Below are 23,879 nucleotides of genomic sequence, written 5' to 3'. Positions count from 1 at the left end.
ATTTTCCCGCTGCCTGAATTCTCGGCAGATCGGAACTGGTGTATGATCCCTTAACAAGCAGCACGGGTCCGGGGTGGCCCCGAAGCTGTTCGCGCGAAGCGTCTGTCACACGGGGGTCTCATGCCTTTTCTCATGGATATCTGGCACGCCATCCACGACGTCGTCCTGTCCTCCGACTGGAAGACGCTGGCGATCATGGCGGTCATCGCGCTGGGCGCCGGTTATTTGATGCAGAGCTTCGGCTCAGTGGTCTCGGCCACGGTCGTGGCCCTCGTCGCCTTCGCGCTGGTCGAATATGCGGTGGCGATCACCATCGGCAAGCAGAACGCCTCGGCCTATGCGACCGCCGACTGGAAGGCCTTCCAGGAGCTGCACATGCTGACGCTTCTGGCCTATGGCGTGATCTTCGCCGTCGCCATCGCCATCGCGCATGCCGCGCGGTCACTGATCCTCGACCGCTAGAGACGCCCGTTCCGGCATGGACGCCGAGCGGCGAAGCGGCTAGCTTCGCCGCATGGTCCTTTACCTCGTCATCGCCGTCGTCGTGGTCGTCGTCCTGTGGGCGATCCTGACCTATAACGGCCTGGTCTCGCGCCGCGCCATGGTGGCGGAAGGCTGGAGCGGCATCGATGCCCAGCTCAAGCGCCGCGCCGACCTGATCCCGAACCTGGTCGAGACGGTGAAGGGCTATGCCACGCATGAACGCACCACTTTCGACGAACTGGCGCGGCTGCGCAGCCAAGGCGGCAGCCAGGACCCGGCGCAGCGCGCGGCGTCCGAACAGGCGATCACCGCGGCGATCGGCAAGATCATGGCGGTGGCCGAGGCCTATCCCGAGCTGAAGGCGTCGACGAATTTCCAGCAGCTCCAGACCGAGCTTGCCGATCTCGAAGACCAGATCCAGCTCGCGCGGCGCTATTACAACGGCGCGGTGCGCAACCTGAACGTCAGCGTGCAGCAATTCCCCTCCAACCTCGTCGCCAATGCGACCGGCTTCACCGCGGCGCAGTTCTTCCAGCTCGACAACCCCGCCGACCGCAACGCGCCGAAGGTCTCGTTCGGCTGATGCTGCGCAGCGTGCTCGCGCTGCTGTTCGCCCTCGCGGTCCTACCCGCCGCCGCCCAGCAATCCGAAACCAGCGAACCCCTGCATCGCCGCGGCACCGTGCCGGAGCGTCCGGAGCCCGCGGAACCGCCGGCGGCCGCGGTCGATCCGCGCAACGACACCGAGCGCATCATCGCCTTCGACAGCGACATCACGGTGGCGCGCAACGGCACGATGACCGTGGTCGAGACCATCCAGGTCCATGCCGCGGACGACGTGATCAAGCACGGCATCTATCGCGACTTCCCGACCCGCTACACCGACCGGCACGGCGCGAACGTGCATGTGCGCTTCGACGTCGTGGGCGTGACGATGGACGGGCACGACGAGCCCTATGCGACCGAGAGCATCGACAACGGCGTGCGCGTGAAGATCGGCGACAAGGACACCTATGTCGACGTCGGCGACCACACCTATGTGCTGACCTACATCACGGCGCGGCAGATCGGCTTCTTCGTCAAATACGACGAGCTCTACTGGAACGTCACCGGCAATGGCTGGGTGCTTCCGATCGACAAGGCGTCCGCGACGGTGCGCCTGCCCAAGGGCGCGAGCATCCTGCAGGACGCGGTCTATACCGGCAGCCAGGGCTCGACCGACCGCAACGCGACCGCCGATCAGCTTTCGAGCGACACGATCCGCTTCGTGACGACGGCGCCGCTGGAGGCCTATCAGGGCCTCACCATCGCCGTCGGCTTCGCCAAGAACGCGGTGCTGCCGCCGAGCGCGGAGGAATTGCGCCGCGACTACATCGTCGCCAATGCGGGGACCTTCGTCGCCCTGCTCGGCGTGCTGGTGCTCGCCATCTTCTATCTCGCCGCCTGGTGGCATGTGGGGCGCGATCCCAGGCGCGGCACGATCATCCCGCTGTTCGCGCCGCCGGCCGGCCTGTCGCCGGAATCGGTGCGCTTCATCCACAAGATGGCCTATGACCGCAAGGCGTTCGCGGCGGCGCTCATCAACATGGCGGTGAAGGGTTTCCTCACCATCTCGGAGGACGGCGGCACCTATACGCTGACGCGGACGGGCAAGACGGTGGGCGATTGCGGGCTGTCGCCGAACGAGATCGCCATGGCGGATGCGCTGTTCGACAGCCCGACGGATTCCATCGAACTCAAGCAGACCAATCATACCGTCATCCAGCGCGCCATCACGGCGCTGAAGAACGGGCTGAAGAACGAGTGCGAGCGGCATTATTTCGTCACCAATGCCGGCTGGTTCGCCGGCGGCCTCGCGATCCTGGGCCTGACGGGCCTCGCCTCGGCGCTGCTGGCGGAGGAGCCGGGCACCGCGATCCCGCTCATGCTGTTCGTGTCGGTCTGGTCGGTGGCCGCGGCCTTCCTGCTGCACCAGGCCTGGCAAGGCTGGGTGAGCGTGTTCGCCGGCCCCGGATCGCGCGTCGCGAATTTCGCGGGCGCGGTGGTGACAAGCATCTTCGCGATCCCCTTCGCCGGCGGCCTCGTCTTCGCCTTCTACATGTTCGGCCTCTCGGTCTCGTCCGCCTCCCTCGCGGCACTGGTGGCGGGCGGCGTCCTCGCTTATGTCTTCTATTACCTGCTGAAGGCGCCGACGGCGGCGGGCGCGGCGATCCTGGACCAGATCGACGGCTTCAAGCTCTTCCTCGTCACCGCCGAGAAGGACCGGCTGGAAATGCTCCACCCGCCCAACGTCACGCCCGAGGTGTTCGAGAAATTCCTGCCCTATGCCATCGCGCTCGATTGCGAGAACCAGTGGAGCCGGAAATTCGAGGCGGAGGCCGCGGCTGCCGGCATGGGCGCGGACAACAACTACGGCTACGTGCCGGTCTGGTACACGGGAAGCAATTTCGGAAATCTCGGGACGGCGGGCTTCGCCTCGTCCATCGGCTCGTCGATCGGCAGCGCCGCGGCGTCCGCCTCGACCGCGCCGGGATCGAGTTCGGGATCGGGCGGCGGCGGGTTCTCCGGCGGGGGCGGCGGCGGTGGCGGCGGCGGCGGCTGGTAGCGCGCTGCGCGCCCTCGTCCTTCTCGCCATCGCCTGCGCCGCATCCGCGGCGCGCGCCGACGATATCGAGCGCATCGTCGACTATCGCGCCGACGTCGCGGTGGAACGCGACGGCCGGCTCGACGTCGAGGAGACGATCACGGTCAACGCCCAGGGCGATTTCATCGTCCACGGCATCTTTCGCGACTTCCCGACGATCTATCGCGCCTCGGGCAATGTGCATGTCGCGTTCGACGTGGTCGGCGCGACGCTGGACGGCCGCGACACGCCCACCGACATATCCGGCATCGAGAACGGGCGGCGCCTCAGGATGGGCGACGCCGACACGACGCTGAGCCGCGGGACGCATGTCTTCCGCTTCCGCTACATCACCGACCGGCAGGTCGCGTTCCTCAAGGATCATGACGAGATCTATTGGAACGTCACCGGCAATGGCTGGGATTTCCGGATCGACCGAGTGCGGGCGGAGGTGCATCTGCCGCCGGGCGCGACGATCACCGGCGCGGACTTCTTCACCGGCGGGCAAGGCGCGCGCGCCGGCAACGCCATCGCGCGGAAGCTGGCGCCGAACGCCATGGCGTTCGAGACGACGGCGGCCCTCGATCCCAATCAAGGCCTGACGGTCGCCATCGACTTCGCCAAGGGCGCGGTGGCGCCGCCGACGCGAGGCGATAAGGCGCGTTTCCTTTTGCGCGACAATGAAGGCGCGGCCGGCGCGTTGGCGGGGTTGACCCTGCTGTTCGTCTATTTTCTCGTCGCGTGGGGACTGGTCGGGCGCGACCCGAAGCGCGGCACCATCGTGCCGCTGTTCGCGCCGCCGCGTGGGCTTTCGCCGGCCGCGGCGCGCTTTATCCATCGCATGCACTACGACCGCAAGGCGTTCGCCGCGACGCTCGTCGGATTGGCGGTGAAGGGCGCCGTCGCCATCGCGGAGACCGAGCATTTCCTGGGACCGGTCTACACGCTCCGGCGCGCGGATGGGCCGCGCGAAACGCTTTCGGCGCCCGAGGCCGGCGTGTTCGACGCGCTGCTCGGCTTCGGCGAGGACGAATGCGAGTTGACGCAGGCGAGCCATGGCCGCATCGCCGCCGCCATCGCGACGCTGAAGAAAGACCTGAGCGACGAATACGAGAAGGTCTATTTCAACCGCAACCAGGCCTGGTTCTGGCCGGGGCTGGGCGTCATCGGCCTGAGCGCGCTCGCCGCCGCGCTGCTGTCGGACGATCCCTCCGGCGCCTTCCTCGTCTTTCTGTGGAGCGGACTGTTCGGCGTGGCGGCCGGCATGTTCGCCTATTTCGCGTTTCAGGCGTGGCGCAATGTCGTGAGCGGCGCCGGCTCGCGCATCGTGCATCTCGGCATCGCGCTGTTGCGCACGCTGTGCGCCCTGCCCTTCGTGGCGACGCTGATCGGCGTGACGTTCTTCCTGAACGACGCAATCCAGCCGCTGACCATCCTGATCCTGGCGGCGGAAGGCGCGGCGGCGATCGCGTTCTATGCGCTGCTGCGCGCGCCGACTCTGGCCGGCCAGAAATTGCGCGACGAGATCGACGGATTCGCCCTGTTCCTGAAAACCGCCGAGCAGCCGCGCCTCGAAGCCTTGCAGCCGCCCGAGGTCACGCCGCAAATGTTCGAGGCCTACCTGCCCTATGCCATCGCGCTCGATTGCGAGAACGCGTGGAGCCGCAAATTCGAAGCCATGACGGCGGCGGCCGGCACCGGCGATGCCGGCGGAGGAAGCCATCCCTACATGCCGATGTGGTACCAGGGCGCTTCGTTCAGCACGCTCGGCACCGCCATGTTCGTCTCGTCCATCGGCGCATCGATCGGCAATGCGGTCGCGTCGGCCTCGGTCGCACCGGGCTCGGGCGCGGGCGGCGGCGGATTCTCCGGCGGCGGTGGAGGCGGTGGTGGCGGCGGCGGCTGGTGAGATGTTATGGTCCTGACCGGCAGTTCACATCACTTGGTGTCATCCGCCGCGAATGCGGCGGACCCAGCTGAAACCTGCGCTGCCGGTGCAAGCGTCAACTGGGTACCCCGCATTCGCGGGGTATGACATCGTTATTGAATGCAGCAAACTACAGACACGGGCCGCTACCGCTTCTTCGGCTTTATGCTGTCGATCGCGACAGGCCCAGGTCCCAGGCCGACCAGCAGCAGCAAGCCGCCGGCGATGGCCATGTTGCGGGCGAAGACCTGGAAATCGGCGGCGCGATCGATCGGATTGGTGATCAGCCAGTAGTCGTGCATCGCCACCGAGGCGACGATGGTGAAGCCGAAGAGCATGACCGCGCCATAGCGCGTCTGGAAACCGAACACCAGCGACAGCCCGCCCAGGACAAGCGCGATCAGGGCCAGCGCCAGGAGCAGCGGCGCGGCCGGAATGCCCTTGAGCGCCATGAGCTGGATGGTCGCGTCCCATTGGTTGCCGTAGTCGAGCGCTGCGCTGAGGAAGAACCAGGCCAGGATCAGCCGGCCGATCAGGGGAGAGATGTATTCGGAGAACGACATGGCGAGGCGCCCGTGCGAATCAGCGGGAGGAGTGTACAGCGCAGCGCGATATATGGCTGTCATCCCCGGCGAGCCGCGCGAAGCGCGGCGAGGGAAGGGGACCCAGGCGGATAGACCGGGCCCGGTCTATCCGCCTGGGTCCCCTTCCCTTCGCGTTGCTATCGCAACGCTCAGTCGGGGACGACAGTTTTTACGCCCCGCGCAGGGCGTGTTTGCGTAGGTGCCGGACCAGCGCCATTTCGTCGAGGCGCGACTGGGCGCGGCGTTCCTCGATCTCCTGGGCGCGCTTGGCCTGCTGCTCGGTGGCGAATTCCAGGCTCTTCAGGTCCTGGAAGGCGACGTTGAGTTCGGATTGGGCGGTGACGCGCTCGCGCTCGAGATCCTTGAGCGTGGCACGGAGATTTTCGCGGCGCGCCTCGATGGAGCGGAGGAAGGACGGGAAGGCGAGACGGCCGATGTCGGAATCGCCGGCGCGCTGGCGCTCACGCGCGACGCTGTCTTCCAGATCGGCGAGCTTGCGCTCGGCGTCGGCCTTCATGCCGTCGAGCGTCGCCATGCGGCGCTTCATCTCGTCGACGCGGAAGCGACGCAACCGGATCAAAGTGTCCCCACGCTTCATGATCCATCACCTTTCCCCGGCCCCATGATCTTCTCAAGGCCGGCATAGCATTCGGTAAACGACGCGCGCTCGTCCTTGTTCTGTGCCAGGAAAGCTTCGAGCTGCGGATAAACCTTTACGGCTCTGTCCACTTCAGCATTTGTGCCAGATTTGTAGGCGCCGAGACGGATCAGCTCCGCCATGTCGTCGTAAACCGCGAGCGGCGCCCGCGCGCGCTGCACAAGCGCCTGTTCCGCCTCGCTATTGCAGCCGGGCATGGCGCGGGAGACCGATTTGAGGATGTTGATCGCGGGAAAGCGCCCGCGCTCGGCGATGTTCCGTTCCAGGACAATATGGCCGTCCAGGATGCCGCGCACCGCGTCGGCGACCGGTTCATTATGATCGTCGCCCTCGACCAGGACGGTGAAGAGCCCGGTGATCGAACCCGGCTCGCCCTGCCGGCCCGGTCCGGCGCGTTCAAGCAGGCGGGGAAGTTCCGCGAACACGGTCGGCGTGTAGCCCTTGCTCGCGGGCGGCTCGCCGGCGGAGAGACCGACCTCGCGCTGCGCCATGGCGAAGCGCGTGACCGAATCCATCAGAAGCAGGACGTTCAGCCCGTCGTCGCGCAGCTTCTCGGCGACCGCCATCGCGACATAGGCCGCCTGGCGACGCACCAGCGGCGGCTCGTCCGAGGTCGCGGCGACCACGACGGAGCGCGCCAGGCCTTCTTCGCCGAGGTCGTCCTCGACGAATTCCTTCACCTCGCGGCCGCGCTCGCCGACCAGGGCGATGACGATCGCGTCGGCGTCGGAATTGCGCGCCAGCATGGCAAGCAATGTCGACTTGCCGACGCCCGAACCCGAGAAGATGCCCATGCGCTGGCCCTGGCAGCAGGTCGCGAAGGCGTTCAGCGCGCGCACGCCCAGGTCGAGCTTGGCGCCGACCCGCGCGCGCGACGCGGCGGCCGGCGGATTGGCCTTCAGGGGATAGGGCTCGGTGCCGCGGGCAAGCGCGCCCTTGCCGTCGGCCGGATTGCCGAAGCCGTCGACCACCCGGCCGAGCCAGGCGCGGCTGGGGAAGATGGTGGCGGGCTGGTTGTCGAAATCGGCGCGCGCGCCCAGCGTCATGCCGTCGAGGCTGCCGAGCGGCATGGCGAGCGCCCGCCCGTCGCGGAAACCGACCACTTCGCAGGGAATCTGCTTGCCGGAACCTGAGGTTAGGCGTACCTGTCCGCCCAGGCTGATGGCCCCGGCCGCCCCGGTGATCTCGACCAGCAGACCCTCGATCCGGGCCACGCGGCCGAAGCGGCGAACCGGCGTAATCGCGGCGATATCCTTGAGCAATGCGTGCATGGGGCCCTTTTCGCGAAGACTTTCTGTCCGGCGATGTGGGTTGATCTTGCCGACAAGGTTTTAAGTGGCGGTAAACTTAATAAAGCGAATCAAGGGGATGCCCCCCGCCCGCGAACGGTTTCTTAAGCCCGGATGAGTCGGAAGTGAGTTGCCATTAATCAATGCAACAAGATGTTAACCAGTTAAGGATAGGGTTCCTTAAGCGACGACCTGCCTGAGAGGGGTTATTCGATATGCGTGTTCTCCTGATCGAAGACGACAGCGCCATGGCGCGCAGCATCGAGCTGATGCTCCGCAGCGAGGGGCTCAACGTCTACACGACGGATTTGGGCGAAGAGGGCATCGACCTCGGCAAGCTCTACGACTACGACATCATCGTGCTCGACCTCCAGCTGCCCGACATGAGCGGCTTCGAAGTGCTCAAGGCCCTGCGCGTCGCCAAGGTGCAGACGCCGGTCCTGATCCTCTCCGGCAACGCGATCGTCGAGGCCAAGGTCAAGGCGCTGGGCTTCGGCGCCGACGACTACATGACCAAGCCGTTCCACAAGGACGAGCTGGTCGCACGCATCCAGGCGGTGGTGCGCCGCTCCAAGGGCCACAGCCAGTCGGTGATCACGACCGGCAAGCTGATCGTCAATCTCGACGCCAAGACGGTGGAGGTCGACGGCCAGCGCGTGCACCTGACCGGCAAGGAATATCAGATGCTCGAGCTGCTCTCGCTGCGCAAGGGCACGACGCTGACCAAGGAGATGTTCCTGAACCATCTCTATGGCGGCATGGATGAGCCCGAGCTCAAGATCATCGACGTGTTCATCTGCAAGCTGCGCAAGAAGCTGGCGGCGGCGACCAATGGCGACAACTACATCGAGACGGTGTGGGGCCGCGGCTATGTCCTGCGCGACCCGGCGGTCGGCGACGAGGTCGCCGCGTAACGAATAGTCCGAACAGTGGGCACGGAAAGGGCGCCGGCAACGGCGCCCTTTTTGTTTGGGCTGCGGCGTGCGAGCCCTATCGGCCGGGACGCCGCGTCAGCGGAACAGCGCCACGATGCCGATGACGAGTTCGGCCAGGATCAGCACGACGATCAGCAGCTCCAGCCGCGTCGAGCGCGCGGTGTCGATCATGTCCATGAAGGTCTCGGCCACCGTACCGATGACGTCGAGCTTGCCGTTGAGCAGCGTGCCGCGCTCCACGATCTCGTACTCGTCTTCCAACCTCGCGTAGAAGCGGCCGAGTTCGGGATGATCCCACAGGATGTCCGGCTTCTCCGCGAAGGCGATGCGGCCCGAGACGCGGTGCTGGGCGAGCAGCGCCGAGCCGATCAGCCGCAGCAGCGGCTTCTTCTCGCTCGGCACCCGGCCGCTGGCGGCAAGCTCGGTGGCGGCGGATTCGATGGTGTCGAAGACCTGCGCGATCTCGCGCTCATAGCGCGCGAGCGCGACGCTCTTGGCCAGGATGTCGGCGAGGACCAGCACATGGGGAACGCTCAGCGTCCTCAGGCGCAGGATGCCGTCGGGCGTCGGCCCGTCTTCCGCGCCGGCGGTCTCGAACGGGACCTTCTCTTCCTCGACGGGCGCGGCATGGCGCACATCGCCGTCGAACTGCGCCAGCGCCGCCTGCTCCGCAGCCTCGTCGAGACCCACCAGGACCACCACGCCGTAGCGAAAGGCGACGACATAGCCCTCGCCGACCCGATAGCCGAACGGCGCCGTCGACACGACATTGGCGAAGCGCGCGCGATCGATCGCGAGGCGCTCGCCCAATAGCACGGCGCGGGCGCGTCCCCGCAGCACCGGCGCGGACTGCTGAACGGGCTCCAGTAGGGTCATGGCACAGTATGCGCGCAAATCGGTCCCGCCAGAAGGCATTGTTCCACCCTCCCCTCGAGGAGGTTCGAAATGTCGTAGCGCGGCGAAGACATTTCGGGGAGGGGTCCGGCGGCGAGGGTTGACCCCTCCGCGAAACTTCCTTCTCACTTCGTGCGAAGAAAATTTCGACCCACCCTCGGGGGAGGGTAGACTGTCGGCATCGAAATCGGGGCTTACATGAAATCGCTGTCCGCGTTCGTCATGGCGTCGCTGCTATTTATCGCCTCCTCCCAAGCCGCGCCGCTGACCAGGATCCGCTTCGTCACCGACTGGAAGGCGCAGGCCGAGCATGGCGGTTTCTACGAGGCGCTGGCCGAGGGGCTCTACAAGAAGGCCGGGCTCGACGTCGTCATCATCGAGGGCGGCCCGTCGGTGAACGTGCCGCAGATGCTGGCCGGCGGAGCGGCCGACCTCGGCATCGGCTCGGACTGCTTCATCGCGCTCAACCTCGTGCGCCAGCATGCGCCGATCAAGGCGGTGATGGCGATCTTCCAGAAGAACCCGCAGGTGCTGATCACCCATCCGCGCCCCGATGTGAAGCGGCTCGCCGACATGAAGGGCAAGCCCATCCTGCTGTCCGACGCGGCGACGGTGGCATGGTGGCCGTGGCTGAAGAAGAAATACGGCTTCACGGATTCCCAGATCCGCAAATACACCTTCAACCTGGCGCCGTTCATCGTCGATCCCCTGGCGATCCAGGAAGGCTATCTGTCGAGCGAGCCCTATACGATCCAGACCCAGGCGCATATCCGCCCGCAGGTGTTCCTTCTGGCCGACAACGGCTTTCCCGGCTACGCCAACATGGTGTTCGCGCCGCAGCGCTGGATCGACGGCAATCCGAAGGCGGTGCAGGCCTTCGTCAACGCGACGCAGCACGGCTGGCTCGACTACCTGAACGGCAATCCCGCGCCGGCCAACGCGCTGATCAAGCGCGACAACCCGGAGGAGAGCGACGCGCTGATCCGCCAGGCGATCGCCAAGCTGAAGGCCTATGGCATCGCGATCTCGGGCGACGCGGTGACGCTGGGCCTGGGCACGATGACGGACGCCAGGTGGAAGGAGTTCTTCGACACGATGGTGAAGGACGGGCTCTACGACAAGAACCTGCCGTACAAGCAGGCATACGATCTGCGCTTCGTGCGCGCCATGCCGATGAATTTCCAGTAGAAGGGGATTTCGATTCAACTATAGTTGTCATGGCCCGCAAAAGCGGGCCATCCAGTTGAAGCTGCCTTCCATGTCGAAGCTCTACTACGTTTGCATCGTGGCCAGCCAGCGCAATGGCACGCTCTATATCGGTGTGACCAACGATCTCCTTCGGCGCGTTTGGGAGCATCGGGAAGGCCATATCCCGGGCTTCACGAGCGAACATAACGTCAAGCACCTTGTGCACTATGAGATGTTCGAGGATGTCCATGCAGCGATTCATCGCGAGAAGCGGCTAAAGAAATCGAGGCGCCAGTGGAAGATCGATCTAGTCCAGGCGTCGAACGTAGAATGGCATGATTTGTACGAAGACATGATCGCGCCCGCAGGGCCTCCCGACTGGCTGATCGCAGCGAACGCGTCGGCCGTCGCCAATGGCAAATGACATGCCGCTCGCAGCTGGATGGCCCGCTTTTGCGGGCCATGACAATTATGGCTGAAGACGCACCCCTCCTCTCCCTCTCCGCCATCGCCAAGCGGTTCGACTCTGGCACGCAGGCGATCGCGCGCCTCGATCTCGATGTCGCGGACGGCGAATTCGTGTCGCTGGTGGGGCCGTCGGGCTGCGGCAAGTCCACGGCGCTGCGCATCGTCGCGGGACTGCTCAAGCCGGATGCCGGGACGGTGGCGTTCCCGGCCGGCAAACCGGAAATGAGCTTCGTGTTCCAGGAGCCGACCTTGATGCCCTGGGCGCGGGCGCTCGCCAATGCGCGGCTGCCGCTCGACCTCAAACATGTGAACCGCTCCGAGGCGAACGACCGCGCGGCGCGCGCGCTGGCCCGCGTCGGTCTGGCCGGCTTCGAGAAAGCCTTCCCGCGCGAGCTGTCCGGCGGCATGAAGATGCGCGTCTCCATCGCCCGCGCCATCGCCGCCGGGCCGAAGCTGCTCCTGATGGACGAGCCTTTCGCGGCGCTCGACGAATTGACGCGCCAGGCGCTGAACGACGACCTCTTGAAGCTGAAGCACGAGGACGCGCTGACCGTGCTGTTCGTCACCCACAGCGTCTATGAGAGCACCTATCTGTCGTCGCGCGTGGTGGTGATGACGCCCCGGCCCGGTCGCGTGGCGGCCCAGATCGCGCTGGCGCCGCCGCCGGTTCGCGACGAGAGCTGGCGCCTCACGACGGAGTTCGCCAAAGAGGCGGCGCGGGTCTCGGCGGCGCTGAAACAGGCGATGGCGGCATGAAGACCTGGCCCCGCTATGTCGTGCCGGCGCTGGTGTTCGTGGCGGCGCTCGCCTTCTGGGAATGGCGGGTGCACGCGCTGGGCATCTCGCCGCTCGTGCTGGCGACACCGAACGAGATCTGGGCCGCGTTCTTCGAACATGCCGACATCCTCCTGCCGGCGCTGCTGTTCACGGTGCGGATCACCGCCTTCGCCTTCGTGCTCGCCACCGTCGCGGGCGTCGGCCTCGCGGTCCTGTTCAGCCAGAGCCGGCTGATCGAATACGCGCTCTATCCCTTCGCCGTGGTCCTGCAGGTGACGCCGGTGGTCGCCATCGCGCCCCTGCTGCTGATCTGGATCGGCTACGACAACGTCACCGAGGTCCTGGTCGTGCTGGCCTGGATCATCGCCTTCTTCACCGTGCTGTCGAACACCATCACCGGCCTGCGCTCCGCCGACCACAACCTGATCGACCTGATGAAGCTCTATGGCGCGTCGCGCTGGCAGGTTCTGTGGCGGCTGCAATTGCCCGGCGCCCTGCCCTACATCCTGACCGGCATGAAGATCTCCGGCGGGCTGGCGCTGATCGGCGCGGTGACGGCCGAGTTCGTCGCCGGCTCGGGCACCGATCTGGGGCTCGGCTGGGTGATCACGCTGGCCAACCGCAATCTCGACACGGCGCAGGAATTCGCCGCGCTGGCCCTGCTGTCGATCCTGGGCATCGCGATCCTGTTCGCGATGACGGCCCTGGAATGGGCCCTGCTCCACCGCTGGCACGAGAGCGCGGTGAAGCGGGAAAACTAACCTGCCCGCTTCATCGGCACGAGCCGCACGGTCGAGGAGCCTTTGGCGAGAACCTCGCCCGTCTCGTTCCTGATGTGGCCTTCGAGGAAGGCCGTGCTGCGGCCCCGGCGCTCGATCCAGGCCTCGGCGACGATCAGGCCGGGCGCGGCCGATTGCAGGAAGGAGACCTTTATTTCCAGGCTGAGCGGCGAGAATTCGAAATTCGTCGCCGCGATCACGACATGGGCCATCGCCGCATCGATCCAGCCGGTGACGAAGCCGCCCTGCACGATGCCGCCGGAATGGCACATCTCCATCCGCGCGCGGATGTGGAGAACGGCGCGGCCGCCCGCGCCATGGTCGACCACCTTCTCGATGCCGAGGCTGTGCCACAGCGGTTGCGGATCGGCGGCGCGATCGGTCATTCCGCGGGCTCCGGTTTCGCCAGCCGCACGGGCGCTGTCTCGGCCATCAGATACATCGCCACGATGCTGACGGCGGTGGCGGCGACCAGATACCACGCCGGCGCCATCGGATTGCCGGTGACGTGGATCAGCCAGGTGATGACCGATTGCGTCGAGCCGCCGAACACGGTGATCGAGGTGGCATAGACGGTGGCGAAAATGACGCCGCGCACATGCTTGGGCAGGCTTTCGCCGAACGCGACATAGAAGGCCGAGCTGCTGATGCTTCCGATGATGGCAAGCAGCGCCGAGCCGCCGAGCAGCGCGAAGGCGCTGTGCTGCGTCACGATCCAGGTGAACAGCGGGATGATCGACAGGCAGAACACGATGCGCGGCCAGACCATGATGTTGCGCCGTCCATAGCGGTCGGACAGCCAGCCTCCGGCCAGCGACGAAAGCGCGCCGAACAGCCCGAGGACCAGCGTCGCGGAGAACGCCACGGTCGAGCCCATATGCAGGGTGGTGCGCGCGAAGGTCGTCATGTAGTTCAGCACATAGGTCGATATCGTGCCGCCGGCCAGGATCAGGAGGCCGAGAATGATGGGCCGCGCATGATCGCCCACGATCTGCACCGCGCCCGCCTGCTTTGCGTCATAGACCGGCAGGTGGTCCGGCGCGTGCAGCGTCTCGGGCAGCGTGCGGCGCAGGATGAGGCCGAAGGGCAGCGTCACCGCGCCGATCAGGAAGGCGATGCGCCAGCCCCAGACATCCAGCAGATGCGGCGCCAGGACCAGCGACAGCAGCACGCCGACGCCGCCGCCGGTGAAGCTGGCGATGCTCTGACTGGCGCCCTGCCAACTCGCATAGAGGCCGCGATGCGCCGGCGGCGCCGCTTCCACGAGATAGGCGGTGGTCGGGCCGACTTCGCCGCCGAGCGCGAAACCCTGCGCCAGGCGCGCCAGGACGGCGAGGATGGGCGCCGCGACTCCGATGCTGCTATAGGACGGGATCAGCGCCAGCGCGAGGATGGAGACGCCCATGAGCGTAAAGCTGAGGAGCATGGCGGGGCGGCGGCCGACGCGATCCGAATAGGCGCCGATGACCATGCCGCCCACGGGTCGGAGCAGGAACCCGGCCCAGAAGGTGCCGAGCGAGGCCATCAGGCTGCCGAATTCGGTCTGCGTCAGACCGGCGGGGCCGGAGGGGAAGAACGCCTGGCCGATGGCGGTGGCGAAGAACGCGTAGCTCGTGAAATCGTAGAATTCGAGCGCATTGCCCGCGACCGCGGCGGCGACATGGCGGCGCTTGATGACGGGCGGGTTGACGGCGGCAACGTCTGACACGGGCGCTCCGGATGAGGCTGAGCGCCTAGCATTGCACGATCTTGGCGGCGCAAGTCCATCGCCGCCGCCGGCGCGGTCAGTCGATGGCGTCCGCGATGCCGGCGAACAGCGCGGCATAGCCGATGGCGTCGACCAGGTCACGCCGCGCCTGGCGGTATTGCCGCTTGAGCTTCTTGGGCCAGCCGGTCTCGCGCAACGCATCGCCCAGCGCGTCCAGCGCGCGGATCGCCTCGACCGCGGCGTCGCGGTCGACCGGTACCAGGACCTTGGCCTTCATCGTTCCCCCGAACGCGTCTTCACGACCGTCCCGGAGGCTAACCAAGGATGGTAAACGGACCGTCAAGCGGGGGCGCTCACACCTGGTCCACCGGAAGCACGGTGGAGCGGCCGAGCAGGCGCAGGACCACGAACAGCACCAGCCCGCCGATCATCCAGAGCACGCCGGCGATCTTGGCGTTGGCCTCGGCGTTGACGAGCACGGTGGCGACGATGGCCAAGCCGATGGCCGGAAGAACCAGATGCCGCAGCCAGTCGCGGCTCTGCTTGCGCCCGAGGAAATAGGCCATCACGGAGACATGAAGCAGGAGAAAGCCGACCAGCGCGCCGAAGCTGACCATGGAGGTGAGCAGCTCCAGCTTGTCGACCAGGAAGACGCCGAGCACCAGCGTCACGGCGGCCACCGCGAAGATCGCGCGGTCGGGCACGCGGCGGTGCGGGTTCACATGGGCGAGGACGCGCGGCAGCTTGCCATCGCGCGCCATGGAGAAGAGCAGCCGCGCCGTCGCCGCCTGGGCGGTCAGCGCGCCCGCGACGCCGGCCATCGCCGCGACCGGCACGGTCAGGAGGAATTTCAGCCAATAGCCGCCGATGGCCTGGGCGATGTCGTAGAACGCGGCATTGGTCGGATCGCCGGGCGCGAAGCCGGTGCGGCCGAGCACGAAGAGCGAGGCGAGCCAGGTCTGGGCCACGAACAGCACCGCCGAGACGCAGAGCGAGGCCATGGTGGCGCGCGCGATGGCATGCGATCCGCCGCGCGATTCCTCCGACAGGGTCGAGATCGCGTCGAAGCCGAGAAAGCTCAGCACCGCCAGCGACAGCGCGCCGAACAGGAGGCCGAAGCTCGCCTCCTTCGGATTGTAGAGCGGCAGCGTCGACAGATGCGCCCCCGCCACGCCATGGACGAGCGCCCACACCCCAACCGCGGCGAAGATGCCGAGGATGACGAGCTGGAACACCAGGAGATAGACGTTCGTCTTCGCCGTGGTCTCGATCCCGAAATAGTTCACCACCGTCGCGAAGACGAGGAAGGCGACGACGACCGTCCATGCCGGCAGGAACGGAAAGGCCGCGTGCACCGCGATGGCGGAGGCGACATAGTTCAGCGTCGGCAGCAGCAGATAGTCGAGCAGGATCGCCCAGCCGGCGAAGAACCCGGCCGCCGGGCCCAGCGCATGCGCGGCATAGGCATAGACCGAGCCGGCGACGGGGATCGCCTTGGACATCGCCATATAGGAGAGCGCGGTGAACACCATGGCGACGAGACCGATGGCGTAGACCAGCGGCACCATGCCGTGGCTGGCGTTGAACACGATGCCGAACACCGCGACCGGCGCGCCCGGCACGATGAAGACCAGGCCGTAGACCAGAAGATCGAACAGGCTGAGGGAGCGCTTCAGCTCCTGCTTGTAGCCGAAGGATTCGACGCCCGACGCAACATCGGTCATGCCGCCGCTCCGGTCGCGGCGATGCGGCGGCGATTGGAGAGCCAGTAGAGCAGGAGGCCCACCGCGCCCATCGCGACGGCCGAACCGACGAATTTGAAGATCGCGGCGACGGGATGCGCCTCGCCCGGCCCCGGCACCAGGGTGCAGGCGATGGCGAGAAGCGTCGAGACCATGCCGATCCAGCCCAGGACAAAGCTCGTCCGCAGGCCGCCGGGCGGGGCCCAGGCGCCGGCGACGGGCGTGAGGCGGGCCGCCTTCAGATAGGCGGCGAACATGAAGACGTAGGGGATGGTCGCGGTCAGCACGCCCATCGCGACCAGGAAGTCGTAAGCGCCGGCGACGCTGGCGCCGGCCTGGCTGAGCAACACCATGACCGCCGTCATCGCCGCCTGGAACAGGATGGAGACGGTCGGCGCACCGGTCTTCGGATGGCGCCGCGCGAATGCCTTCGGCAGGAAGGCATCGATGCCCGCCGCGAAGGGCAGCCGCGCGCCCACGCCGAACCAGGCGGTAAACTGCCCCAGCATCGAGAGCGCGAAGAGCCCGATCACCGGCGCCGCCCAGCCGGCGGCACCGACATGGGCAAGGCCCAGCCGGAGCGCATCGGGAAAACCGCTCAGCCGCGTCAGCGCGCTCTGCGGCAAGATCACCAGGAACGCGACGGTGCCGGCGATGTAGATGAAGGTGGTGCCGAGGCCGACGATGGTCAGCACGCGCAGGATGCTCTTCATGCCGCCTTCGACCTCGTTGCGCAGGAAGGCGACCGCCTCGACCCCGCTATAGGCGAAGACGATGGTGCCCCAGAGGATCAGGGTGTCGAAATTCAGCGACGGCAGGTAGGCGGCATTGCGGAACGACGTGGCGCCCTCGCCCTTCACGGCGATCGCGACGCCGACGACGAGAATGACGGCGAGCACGATCCAGCCGCCCAGCGTCCCGAAATTCGGCAGCCATTTGCCGTAGCGCAGCCCCGCGAGTTGCACCCCGGTGACGAGCGCGAGCAACGCCAGCGAGATCGCCAGATAGGACAGCGTGTCCTTGGGATCGCCGCCGAGCGCGGCGAGGATCAGGCCGCTGAGAAAATAGAGGATGCCGGCGAAATAGGGGAGCTGCGCGATCCAATAGGACCAGCCGCAGAGATAGCCCGCCATCGGGCCCAGGACATGGCGCGTCCAGGCATAGATGCCGCCTTCGCCGTCGAACCGCGCCGTCAGCTCCGCCGTCGCGATTGCCAGCGGCAGGAAGAAGGTCGCGAGCGCCAGCAGCCAGAGCGGCAGCGAGGACGGACCCACCGCCGCCGCGACCGCGATCCAGCGCATGCCGGTGCCGAGCGCCAGCGTGTAAAGCGCGGCATCGACCAGTTTGATCTTGGGCGGCAGCTCAGCCATGCGATGTCCTCACGCGCGAAAGCTCGGCCTGTTCGGAAGGCGTCAAGAAAAGAGAGCCGGCGGCCGCGAACTGCTTCGCCGCGCCGGGCGTGTCGCCGGACCACAAAAGGGCCTCGCCCCATTTCAGATGCAGCCTTCCCCAATGGGGGGCGTATTTGTCCGCCTCGCTGAATTTCGCCAATGCGAGGTCGGAGCGGTTCTTGGCGATCAGCGCCTCGCCCCACATTTCCAGCGGATCGGCGAAATGCGGACTTTTCCTGTGGGCGATGTCGAATTCCGCGATGGCGCCGTCGCGGTCGCCCTTGGCCAGCAGCATCTCGCCCCAATCGGTGTCGGCGAAGGGGATGTGCGGCTCGCGCGCGGCGACGGCGGCGAAGGACTCAGCCGCGCCGCGCCAATCGCGCCGGAGCGCCGCCATCGCGCCGCGGGCGCGGGTGCCGTCGTCATTGTCGGCGCGCAGTTGGGACACGATGGCATCTGCCGCTTTGAAATCGCCGGTGTGCGCAAGGGCCACGGCCAGCCCGGGCCAGATATAACGGTGCAGATACCGGTACAGTCTCGGATCGGTGCCGAAAACCGCTTCCGCCGCGCGGCCGGCGGCGACGGCCGCGCCCCAGTCGCGCTCGGCCAGGGCAATATGGAGGCGCACCGCCGCGAGGTCGGTGCTGGGCTTGCCGTCGACCGTCGCAGGTATCTCCGCCGCAAGGCTTCGCGCCAGCGCGATGTCGTGATTGGGCGCCGCGGCCTCGGTCGCCTCGAGCGGATCGAAGAAGTCATAGCCACGGCGCCTTGCGTCCAGGTCGATCGCGATCGCGGCGCGGTAATCGCCGATCTTGCTGGCCGCGCGGCGGGTGAAGAACAGCGGCGCTTGAGCGGCAAAGGCGGGATCGAGGTCCGCGGCCTCGGCGCCCGTCCACAAGCCGATATTGCGCGCCGCCAGCAGATAGGACGCATCGTCATGGCCGAGCGTGCCCCGGGTGGCGCTGAGCCAGCCCACGGCGCGCGGGTTGGCGGGATCGGCCTCCACCGCCGCATGCGCCTTGGCATCCGCCGCATCGAGGTCGCCGGTGTCGCTCAGAAGCCCGGCCCAGGCGGCCAGCGCCGAGCTGCGGCGCTGCGGATCGGGATCGAGGGCCAAGGGCGCGACGGCGGCGAGCGCCTCCGCGGAGCGCTTGTCCTTCACGAGATAATCGAGATAGCGCAGCGGCCGCACCGCGGCGAACAGATGCTCGGCCGCCTGGGCGACCAGCGCATCCAGATCCGCGCCCTCGACCGTGATGCCCGGCGCGCCGCCATAGCGCAGGGTGAGCGCATAGCCCTTGGCCGTGCGCACCAGATCGCCCGTGACGCGGGTTTCGTGGCCGAGCCAGCCGCGCAGATAGCGATCGAGCTCGCCGAGCGAAATCCCGGTCTGCGGAATCTCGACGCGCACCTCTTCGCCGCCCCGCGCGCGGTAGGAATCGGCCCCCTGCAGCACCGATAGGGCGATCGAGCCCTGCATGCGGCCGAAGGAATCGAGCACCCGGCCCGCCAGCACGCCCCCCGTCATGCCGCCGGACGACACGTCGGCCGGCACCGAGAACGCGTCGACCACCAGATCGCGGTCCTGCGCCGCGTTCCACACCATCGTGCCCAGGCCGGCGACGATCAGGAGCACGACCAGGCCGACGGACAGCTCCAGCGCGAACTTCGCCCAGTCGCTGAAGCGGCGGAACCGTAGGTGCGACAGCTCGAAGGCGTTCTGCTCGACCAGGTTCTGCGCCTGCAGCTCGGCGAGGCGGCCCTGCTTGTCGAGATAAGTGTCCGCCTTGTCGCGGCTGGCGCCGGCGAGCGCGAGCTGCTCCGCGGCGCCGTCCCCGGCCGCGCCGGGGGCCATGGCATCGCTTTCCTCAGCCATTCCGCCCTCGCATCCGCGCCAGCTCCGCCGCCTCGTTCGGCGCAAGGACCAGCGTGGCCGCCAGTGCGAACTGGCGCCCCGCGCCCTCGCGGTCGCCGGCCCATAGCAGCGCCTCGCCCCATTTCAGATGCAGCCTTCCCCAATTGGGGGCGTAGCGCGCCGCCTCTTCGAACTTCGCCAGCGCCAGGTCGGAGCGGTTCGTCGCGATCAGCGCCTCGCCCCACATTTCCAGCGGATCGGCGAAGCGCGGGCCTTTCGCATGCGCGCTCGCGAATTTCGCGATGGCGGCGGCGGGATCGCCCTTGGCGAGCAGCATGCGGCCCCAATCGGCGTCCGCGAAAGGAATATGCGGCGAGCGGTCCGACACCAGCTTGAACCAGCGCGCCGCCCCGGCCCAGTCGCGCGCCGCCGCCTCGACGCGGCCGCGCGCCAAGGCGCAGGCGTCGCAATCCGTCCGCGTGGCCGCGATTATCGCCCGCGCGGCGGCGATCTGGCCGCCCCGCGCCAGCGCTTCGGCCCGCAGGGGGGAAAAAAATATCTCGCGATCCAGTTTTTCGCCCGGGTCCGCCGCGCTGAGCGCGTCCGCCCTGGCGGATAGCGCGATCGCCCGCGGGATATCGCCGGCTGCGAGCGCGACATAGGAGCGCGTGAACGTCGCGGCGAAGTTCAGCCGGCCCCGGCCGTCGGTGAGCGGCGCCCGGTCGAGAGCGCGCTGCGCCTGCTCGATGTCGTGGATACCGGCGTAGAGAAACCCAAATCCGCTCGCATCGCAGGCGCCTCGACCCGGGCCGACCATTTGCCGGCACGTCGCGATCGCGCCGAGCCCGTCGCCCTGATCGGCCAGCAGACCCGAGCGCATCGAGACGGCGGTCGCGGCGGCGGCGACGGGATCGATCTCGCCATGCGCGGCGTCACGCGCGACGGCGAGAAAAGCCTTCGTCCCGACATAGAGCGCCTCGTTATGGTCGACATTGTTCGCCGCCGCGACATGGGCGAAATGGGCCACCGGATTGGCCGGATCCAGCGCCAGCGCCATCGCGCTGTGGACGGCGAGGGCATCATTGTCGCCCTCCCAGAAATCGAGATAGGTCCAGCTCAAATAGGCGGCGACGCGATGGGCGGCGTCGCCGGTCGCGCTCTCGCGCCGGATGATCGCCAGCGCCTCGGCAAAACGGTTGTGCGAGGAAAGATAGTCCGCAAAGCGCAGCGGCCTGACCGCGGCGAACATGTTCTCCGCCGAGGTCTGGATCAGCGCATCCAGTCCGTCCGCCGGCCCCCCGGCGGTGACGCCCGGCTGTCCGTCATAGCGCACGGTGACGGCAAGGCCCTTGGCCGTGTGCACCAATTCGCCCGAGACATGCGTCTCATGGCCGAGCCAGGCGCGCAGCAGCCGGTCGATCTCGCCGATGGAGACGCCGGTCGACGGAATCTCCACCCGCACCTCGTCGGCGGCGCGGCCGTGATAGCCGGAGAAGTCCTCGCTGAAGGTCAGGATGCCCGCGTCCATGGCGCCGAAGCGGTCGAGCACGCGCGCCGCCAGCACATTGCCGGTCATGCCGGTCTGCGCGACATCGGGCGGCACCGAGAAGGCGTCGACAACGAGATCGCGATCCTGGGCCGCGTTCCACACCATGGTACCCAGGCCGCAGACGAGCAGCAGCACGACCAGCGCGACGGAAAGCTCCAGCGCGAACTTCGCCCAATCGCTGAAGCGGCGGAAGCGCAAGTGCGACAGCTCGAAGGCGTTCTGCTCCAGAAGATTGGCCTTCTGCAGACGGGTGAGATCGGTCTGCTCGCGCAGATAGGCGCGCGCATCCGCGGCGAATTCGGGAGCGGCGCCCAGCGCCAGACCGGCCGCCGCCGCGCCGGTCGCATCCGACGGCCTCGCGCTGTCGCCGTCCTCAGACATGGTCTCCCTTCAGCCGCGCGAGGATCGCGCGGTCGGCGGGCGTGAGGAAGAGCGCGCCGGCGAGCGCGAACTGCTTCTGCGCGCCGGCCGCGTCGCCGGTCCACAGCAAGGCCTCGCCCCATTTGAGATGCAGGTGGCCCCAATTGGGCGCGAAGCTGTTCGCCATCGAAAACTTGGCGAGGGCGAGGTCGGAGCGGTTCTTCGCGATCAGCGCCTCGCCCCACAATTCCATCGCGGGGAAGTAGTGCGGGCCGCGGTCCAGCGCGCGGCGGAATTTGAAAATGGCGGCATCGGGATCGCCCTTCCACAGCAGGATCTCGCCCCAATCGCCGAACGGAAACGGGGTCGACGGCGCGGACGCGGCGGCGCGCGCGAGCCAGTATTCGGCCGCTGCCCAGCGATGCTTCAGCGCGGCAATGCGGGCGCGGGCGCGCAGGCAGGTGTCGCAATCGGGCGGCATCGGCGCCAGGGCGGCGTCGGCGGCCTTGAAATCGCCGGCGCCCGCATGGGCGCAGGCGAGCAGCGGACTGACCGCCCGCGCGATGAACATGGCCCCCACCGGCCCGAGCCGTTTCAGGCGCGCGACGAGCAGATCGCCCTGGGCGATCGCCTCGCGCCAGTTCTCGAAGAAGAAGGCGGCCTGCTGGATGGAGGCCGCGCGGTTGAGCGCCGGCACGCCGGCGGCGGCGGAGGTCTCGTCCAGCGCCACCTGATAGCAGGCATAGTCGCGCATCGTGCCGCATAGGCCGATATCGTTGATGCGCTGCTGCTGCAGGCTGCCATTGTCGTCGCCCATCGCTTCGAGCTGGCGGTTGATGCGCGCCGCCTGGGCGAAGTCTCCCAGCGCCTGCGCCCGCCCGCCGCGGCTTTGCAGATCGAGCATGCGGACATCGAGCTCGCCCATCGACGCGTCGCGGCCGCGCCGCGCGGTCGTCTCCAGGGTCTTGCCGATATAATACAGCGACAGCTCGTCATGCTGCAGGGAGCCGTGATTGGCCGAGAGGTTGCCGTAGATCAGCGGGATGTCCGGCTTGATCGCCATCGCCCGCATGAGCGCGGCGTTGGAGTCGGCGAATTCGCCCGCGGCGCTCTTCTGCGCCGAGATGCCGATATAGGCCCAGGCGCGGTCGTCGACCGAAGAGCCGGCGATCAATTCGCGGTAGATCGCGGTCGCCTCGGCGCCGCGGCCATGCGCCGCGAGATAGACGGCATAGCGATAGGGCTGGGTCCGGCGATAGACCGCCTCGGCGGATTTCTGGATCAGCGTGTCGAGCTCGGCATCGGTGCCTTGGATCGTGGTCGCCGGCTGGCCGCCGACCCGCGCGGTGACGGAAAGCTCCTTGTCGTCGCGATAAATCTCGCCGGCGATGTGCGTCTCATGGCCCAGCCATTGCGCCATGTAGCGGTAGAGCTCGCCGATGGACACCCCGGTCTCCGGAATCTGGACCTTGATGTCGGTGCCCCAATTGTTGACGTAGCTCGAAGCGGCGCGGTTCGACACGGTCTGCGCCTGCAAGGCGGTCAGGCGGTCGAGCACCTTGCCGGCCACGACCTCGCCGGTCAGGCCGCGATCGGCGAGGTCCGGCGGCACCGAGAAGGCCTCGATGACGAGCCCCTTGTCGTGGGCGGCGGTCCACAGGGCGGCGCCGACCGCGGCCCCGATCACGATGACGATCAGGGCGACGACGAATTCGAAGGCGAGCTTCAGGACCGCGCTGGCGTAGTCGACGAATTGCGACCAGTTGCGCAGCCGCTCTTCCTTGTGCTCGCGCTCGATCTGCAGGCGGGTGAGTTCGGTCTGCTCGGCGAGAAAGGCATCGGCGCGCGCGCGGCTGGCCGCGGCCAGAGCCACCGCCGGCCCTGCCCCCGAAGCTTCGTTCCGCCGATCGGATTCCGTGTCTTCGCCCATCCCGGGCCGAGCGTGCCAGCAGGCGGCAGGCGGCGCAATCGGCTAGGGAACGGTCCAGTTTTCCAGGACAAGGCCGGGTATGTCGGAGAAGTCGGCTTGGTTGTTCGTCACCAGCGTGGCGCCCAAGCTGAGCGCGTGTGCGGCGATCATGCGATCGAAGTCCTTCCCGCGCGCCCAGCCAACATCGGCGATGATGCGCCCGTAGCGGCGTGCCGCGTCCGCATCGAACGCGACGACCGGAATGCGCGCGACAAGTTCTTCGAGTCTCGCCTTTCGCAGGTCGGCTTGCGATCCGGCTTTGAAGAAGCCGCGTTGCAATTCGGCGAGGACGATGGCCGACATCGAGATCGAACCGTCGAACTGGGCGAACTTCGCGAGCACAGGCCCCGATCCGTCACGCGCATATATGACCGTGTTGGAATCGAGCAGATAGAGCAAAGGCGGTCAGTCCCATTCGCGTTCGGGGACGTCCGTGCGCTCGAGCGGTTCGATCGTGTCCGGCTTCGGCATCCCGTTCAGGATGGCGACCAGTTCCCGGAGGCTTCCCGCGGCCGGACGGATCGTGACGGTATCGCCGTGGCGCGTGATCTCCACCTCCGTGTTGACCGGATAGGCGATTTCGGCGGGCAGGCGAACGGCGTTACTGTTGCCGGATCGGAAGACTTTGCTGCGCATGGCGATTTGCTCCACGAACAATATTCTAGCACAGGGGACGCTGCATGTATATACACGTATATACT

23 protein-coding genes are annotated in these 23,879 nt (G+C 67.3%); 9 read left to right on the top strand and 14 right to left on the bottom strand.

What is annotated here, in order from left to right:
* The first annotated feature begins 120 nt into the window (after positions 1-120).
* Genes WDN01_19425 through WDN01_19410 form a run of 4 tightly spaced genes read left to right on the top strand, consistent with a single transcriptional unit; the run spans position 121 to position 5,014 of the window.
* Positions 121-462 (top strand): hypothetical protein, encoded by a 342-nt coding sequence (locus WDN01_19425; protein ID MEJ0028205.1) that lies wholly within the window; start codon positions 121-123, stop codon positions 460-462.
* A gap of 52 nt (positions 463-514) precedes the next feature.
* Positions 515-1,066, top strand: coding sequence for a LemA family protein (locus tag WDN01_19420; GenBank protein MEJ0028204.1), 552 nt, complete (start codon positions 515-517; stop codon positions 1,064-1,066).
* A complete protein-coding gene (locus tag WDN01_19415) occupies positions 1,066-3,087 on the top strand; it encodes a DUF2207 domain-containing protein (protein ID MEJ0028203.1) in 2,022 nt (673 codons plus the stop codon). The genes WDN01_19420 and WDN01_19415 overlap by 1 nt, the downstream gene beginning before the upstream one ends.
* A complete protein-coding gene (locus WDN01_19410) occupies positions 3,065-5,014 on the top strand; it encodes a DUF2207 domain-containing protein (GenBank protein MEJ0028202.1) in 1,950 nt (649 codons plus the stop codon). Before WDN01_19415 ends, WDN01_19410 begins: the two co-directional genes overlap by 23 nt.
* 164 nt (positions 5,015-5,178) lie before the next feature.
* On the opposite strand, the gene WDN01_19405 is transcribed toward WDN01_19410, so the two are convergent.
* From WDN01_19405 to fliI, 3 genes are all read right to left on the bottom strand, one after another.
* The gene (locus tag WDN01_19405; protein MEJ0028201.1) at positions 5,179-5,595 is read right to left on the bottom strand and encodes a DoxX family protein; all 417 of its coding nucleotides are present in this window, start codon (positions 5,593-5,595) and stop codon (positions 5,179-5,181) included.
* A gap of 190 nt (positions 5,596-5,785) precedes the next feature.
* The gene (locus WDN01_19400; protein MEJ0028200.1) at positions 5,786-6,214 is read right to left on the bottom strand and encodes a flagellar FliJ family protein; all 429 of its coding nucleotides are present in this window, start codon (positions 6,212-6,214) and stop codon (positions 5,786-5,788) included.
* Positions 6,211-7,545: a flagellar protein export ATPase FliI gene (gene fliI / locus WDN01_19395; GenBank protein ID MEJ0028199.1), complete on the bottom strand. Its 1,335-nt coding sequence runs from the start codon at positions 7,543-7,545 to the stop codon at positions 6,211-6,213. The genes WDN01_19400 and fliI overlap by 4 nt, the downstream gene beginning before the upstream one ends.
* Positions 7,546-7,778: 233 nt before the next feature.
* Between fliI and WDN01_19390 the strand changes: the two genes are divergently transcribed.
* Positions 7,779-8,477: a response regulator transcription factor gene (locus tag WDN01_19390; GenBank protein ID MEJ0028198.1), complete on the top strand. Its 699-nt coding sequence runs from the start codon at positions 7,779-7,781 to the stop codon at positions 8,475-8,477.
* Positions 8,478-8,573: 96 nt separating this feature from the next.
* On the opposite strand, the gene WDN01_19385 is transcribed toward WDN01_19390, so the two are convergent.
* Positions 8,574-9,374, bottom strand: coding sequence for an RMD1 family protein (locus WDN01_19385; protein ID MEJ0028197.1), 801 nt, complete (start codon positions 9,372-9,374; stop codon positions 8,574-8,576).
* A gap of 216 nt (positions 9,375-9,590) precedes the next feature.
* Here WDN01_19385 and WDN01_19380 point away from each other — a divergent pair, with 216 nt between their 5' ends.
* From WDN01_19380 to WDN01_19365, 4 genes are all read left to right on the top strand, one after another.
* Complete coding sequence (locus tag WDN01_19380) at positions 9,591-10,580, top strand: ABC transporter substrate-binding protein (GenBank protein ID MEJ0028196.1); 990 nt, start codon at positions 9,591-9,593, stop codon at positions 10,578-10,580.
* A gap of 70 nt (positions 10,581-10,650) precedes the next feature.
* A complete protein-coding gene (locus WDN01_19375) occupies positions 10,651-11,004 on the top strand; it encodes a GIY-YIG nuclease family protein (GenBank protein MEJ0028195.1) in 354 nt (117 codons plus the stop codon).
* Between the two features lie 47 nt (positions 11,005-11,051).
* Positions 11,052-11,804: an ABC transporter ATP-binding protein gene (locus tag WDN01_19370; protein MEJ0028194.1), complete on the top strand. Its 753-nt coding sequence runs from the start codon at positions 11,052-11,054 to the stop codon at positions 11,802-11,804.
* Positions 11,801-12,586: an ABC transporter permease gene (locus WDN01_19365; protein ID MEJ0028193.1), complete on the top strand. Its 786-nt coding sequence runs from the start codon at positions 11,801-11,803 to the stop codon at positions 12,584-12,586. Before WDN01_19370 ends, WDN01_19365 begins: the two co-directional genes overlap by 4 nt.
* Here WDN01_19365 and WDN01_19360 read toward each other — a convergent pair.
* The 10 genes from WDN01_19360 to WDN01_19315 form a co-directional block, all read right to left on the bottom strand.
* Positions 12,583-12,990 (bottom strand): PaaI family thioesterase, encoded by a 408-nt coding sequence (locus WDN01_19360; protein ID MEJ0028192.1) that lies wholly within the window; start codon positions 12,988-12,990, stop codon positions 12,583-12,585. The genes WDN01_19365 and WDN01_19360 overlap by 4 nt on opposite strands.
* Entirely contained in the window at positions 12,987-14,312 is a 1,326-nt protein-coding gene (locus WDN01_19355; GenBank protein ID MEJ0028191.1) for an MFS transporter, read from the bottom strand. The genes WDN01_19360 and WDN01_19355 overlap by 4 nt, the downstream gene beginning before the upstream one ends.
* Positions 14,313-14,388: 76 nt before the next feature.
* Entirely contained in the window at positions 14,389-14,589 is a 201-nt protein-coding gene (locus WDN01_19350; protein ID MEJ0028190.1) for a hypothetical protein, read from the bottom strand.
* Positions 14,590-14,665: 76 nt separating this feature from the next.
* Positions 14,666-16,036: an APC family permease gene (locus WDN01_19345; protein MEJ0028189.1), complete on the bottom strand. Its 1,371-nt coding sequence runs from the start codon at positions 16,034-16,036 to the stop codon at positions 14,666-14,668.
* Positions 16,033-17,424: an APC family permease gene (locus tag WDN01_19340; GenBank protein ID MEJ0028188.1), complete on the bottom strand. Its 1,392-nt coding sequence runs from the start codon at positions 17,422-17,424 to the stop codon at positions 16,033-16,035. Before WDN01_19340 ends, WDN01_19345 begins: the two co-directional genes overlap by 4 nt.
* Positions 17,417-19,321 carry a hypothetical protein gene (locus WDN01_19335; protein ID MEJ0028187.1) on the bottom strand — a complete coding sequence of 635 codons (1,905 nt, stop codon included), beginning with the start codon at positions 19,319-19,321 and terminating at the stop codon, positions 17,417-17,419. Before WDN01_19335 ends, WDN01_19340 begins: the two co-directional genes overlap by 8 nt.
* Positions 19,314-21,230: a hypothetical protein gene (locus WDN01_19330; protein ID MEJ0028186.1), complete on the bottom strand. Its 1,917-nt coding sequence runs from the start codon at positions 21,228-21,230 to the stop codon at positions 19,314-19,316. The genes WDN01_19335 and WDN01_19330 overlap by 8 nt, the downstream gene beginning before the upstream one ends.
* Positions 21,223-23,082, bottom strand: a complete 1,860-nt coding sequence (locus WDN01_19325; protein ID MEJ0028185.1) for a hypothetical protein — start codon at positions 23,080-23,082, stop codon at positions 21,223-21,225. Before WDN01_19325 ends, WDN01_19330 begins: the two co-directional genes overlap by 8 nt.
* A 99-nt stretch (positions 23,083-23,181) precedes the next feature.
* A complete protein-coding gene (locus WDN01_19320) occupies positions 23,182-23,577 on the bottom strand; it encodes a type II toxin-antitoxin system VapC family toxin (protein ID MEJ0028184.1) in 396 nt (131 codons plus the stop codon).
* Positions 23,578-23,583: 6 nt separating this feature from the next.
* Positions 23,584-23,829: a hypothetical protein gene (locus WDN01_19315; protein ID MEJ0028183.1), complete on the bottom strand. Its 246-nt coding sequence runs from the start codon at positions 23,827-23,829 to the stop codon at positions 23,584-23,586.
* Positions 23,830-23,879: the final 50 nt, after the last annotated feature.

Origin of the sequence: Rhizomicrobium sp., from assembly GCA_037200985.1 — a bacterium.
Classification (GTDB): domain Bacteria; phylum Pseudomonadota; class Alphaproteobacteria; order Micropepsales; family Micropepsaceae; genus Rhizomicrobium.
This window is presented reverse-complemented; position numbering and strand designations above follow the sequence as displayed.

Excerpts from the sequence above, each read along its gene's own strand:
- WDN01_19425 (MEJ0028205.1), top strand. The coding sequence starts at position 121 with ATGCCTTTTCTCATGGATATCTGGCACGCCATCCACGACGTCGTCCTG.
- WDN01_19420 (MEJ0028204.1), top strand. The coding sequence starts at position 515 with ATGGTCCTTTACCTCGTCATCGCCGTCGTCGTGGTCGTCGTCCTGTGG.
- WDN01_19415 (MEJ0028203.1), top strand. The coding sequence starts at position 1,066 with ATGCTGCGCAGCGTGCTCGCGCTGCTGTTCGCCCTCGCGGTCCTACCC.
- WDN01_19405 (MEJ0028201.1), bottom strand. The coding sequence starts at position 5,595 with ATGTCGTTCTCCGAATACATCTCTCCCCTGATCGGCCGGCTGATCCTG.
- WDN01_19400 (MEJ0028200.1), bottom strand. The coding sequence starts at position 6,214 with ATGAAGCGTGGGGACACTTTGATCCGGTTGCGTCGCTTCCGCGTCGAC.
- fliI (MEJ0028199.1), bottom strand. The coding sequence starts at position 7,545 with ATGCACGCATTGCTCAAGGATATCGCCGCGATTACGCCGGTTCGCCGC.
- WDN01_19390 (MEJ0028198.1), top strand. The coding sequence starts at position 7,779 with ATGCGTGTTCTCCTGATCGAAGACGACAGCGCCATGGCGCGCAGCATC.
- WDN01_19385 (MEJ0028197.1), bottom strand. The coding sequence starts at position 9,374 with ATGACCCTACTGGAGCCCGTTCAGCAGTCCGCGCCGGTGCTGCGGGGA.
- WDN01_19380 (MEJ0028196.1), top strand. The coding sequence starts at position 9,591 with ATGAAATCGCTGTCCGCGTTCGTCATGGCGTCGCTGCTATTTATCGCC.
- WDN01_19375 (MEJ0028195.1), top strand. The coding sequence starts at position 10,651 with ATGTCGAAGCTCTACTACGTTTGCATCGTGGCCAGCCAGCGCAATGGC.
- WDN01_19370 (MEJ0028194.1), top strand. The coding sequence starts at position 11,052 with ATGGCTGAAGACGCACCCCTCCTCTCCCTCTCCGCCATCGCCAAGCGG.
- WDN01_19365 (MEJ0028193.1), top strand. The coding sequence starts at position 11,801 with ATGAAGACCTGGCCCCGCTATGTCGTGCCGGCGCTGGTGTTCGTGGCG.
- WDN01_19360 (MEJ0028192.1), bottom strand. The coding sequence starts at position 12,990 with ATGACCGATCGCGCCGCCGATCCGCAACCGCTGTGGCACAGCCTCGGC.
- WDN01_19350 (MEJ0028190.1), bottom strand. The coding sequence starts at position 14,589 with ATGAAGGCCAAGGTCCTGGTACCGGTCGACCGCGACGCCGCGGTCGAG.
- WDN01_19345 (MEJ0028189.1), bottom strand. The coding sequence starts at position 16,036 with ATGACCGATGTTGCGTCGGGCGTCGAATCCTTCGGCTACAAGCAGGAG.
- WDN01_19340 (MEJ0028188.1), bottom strand. The coding sequence starts at position 17,424 with ATGGCTGAGCTGCCGCCCAAGATCAAACTGGTCGATGCCGCGCTTTAC.
- WDN01_19335 (MEJ0028187.1), bottom strand. The coding sequence starts at position 19,321 with ATGGCTGAGGAAAGCGATGCCATGGCCCCCGGCGCGGCCGGGGACGGC.
- WDN01_19330 (MEJ0028186.1), bottom strand. The coding sequence starts at position 21,230 with ATGTCTGAGGACGGCGACAGCGCGAGGCCGTCGGATGCGACCGGCGCG.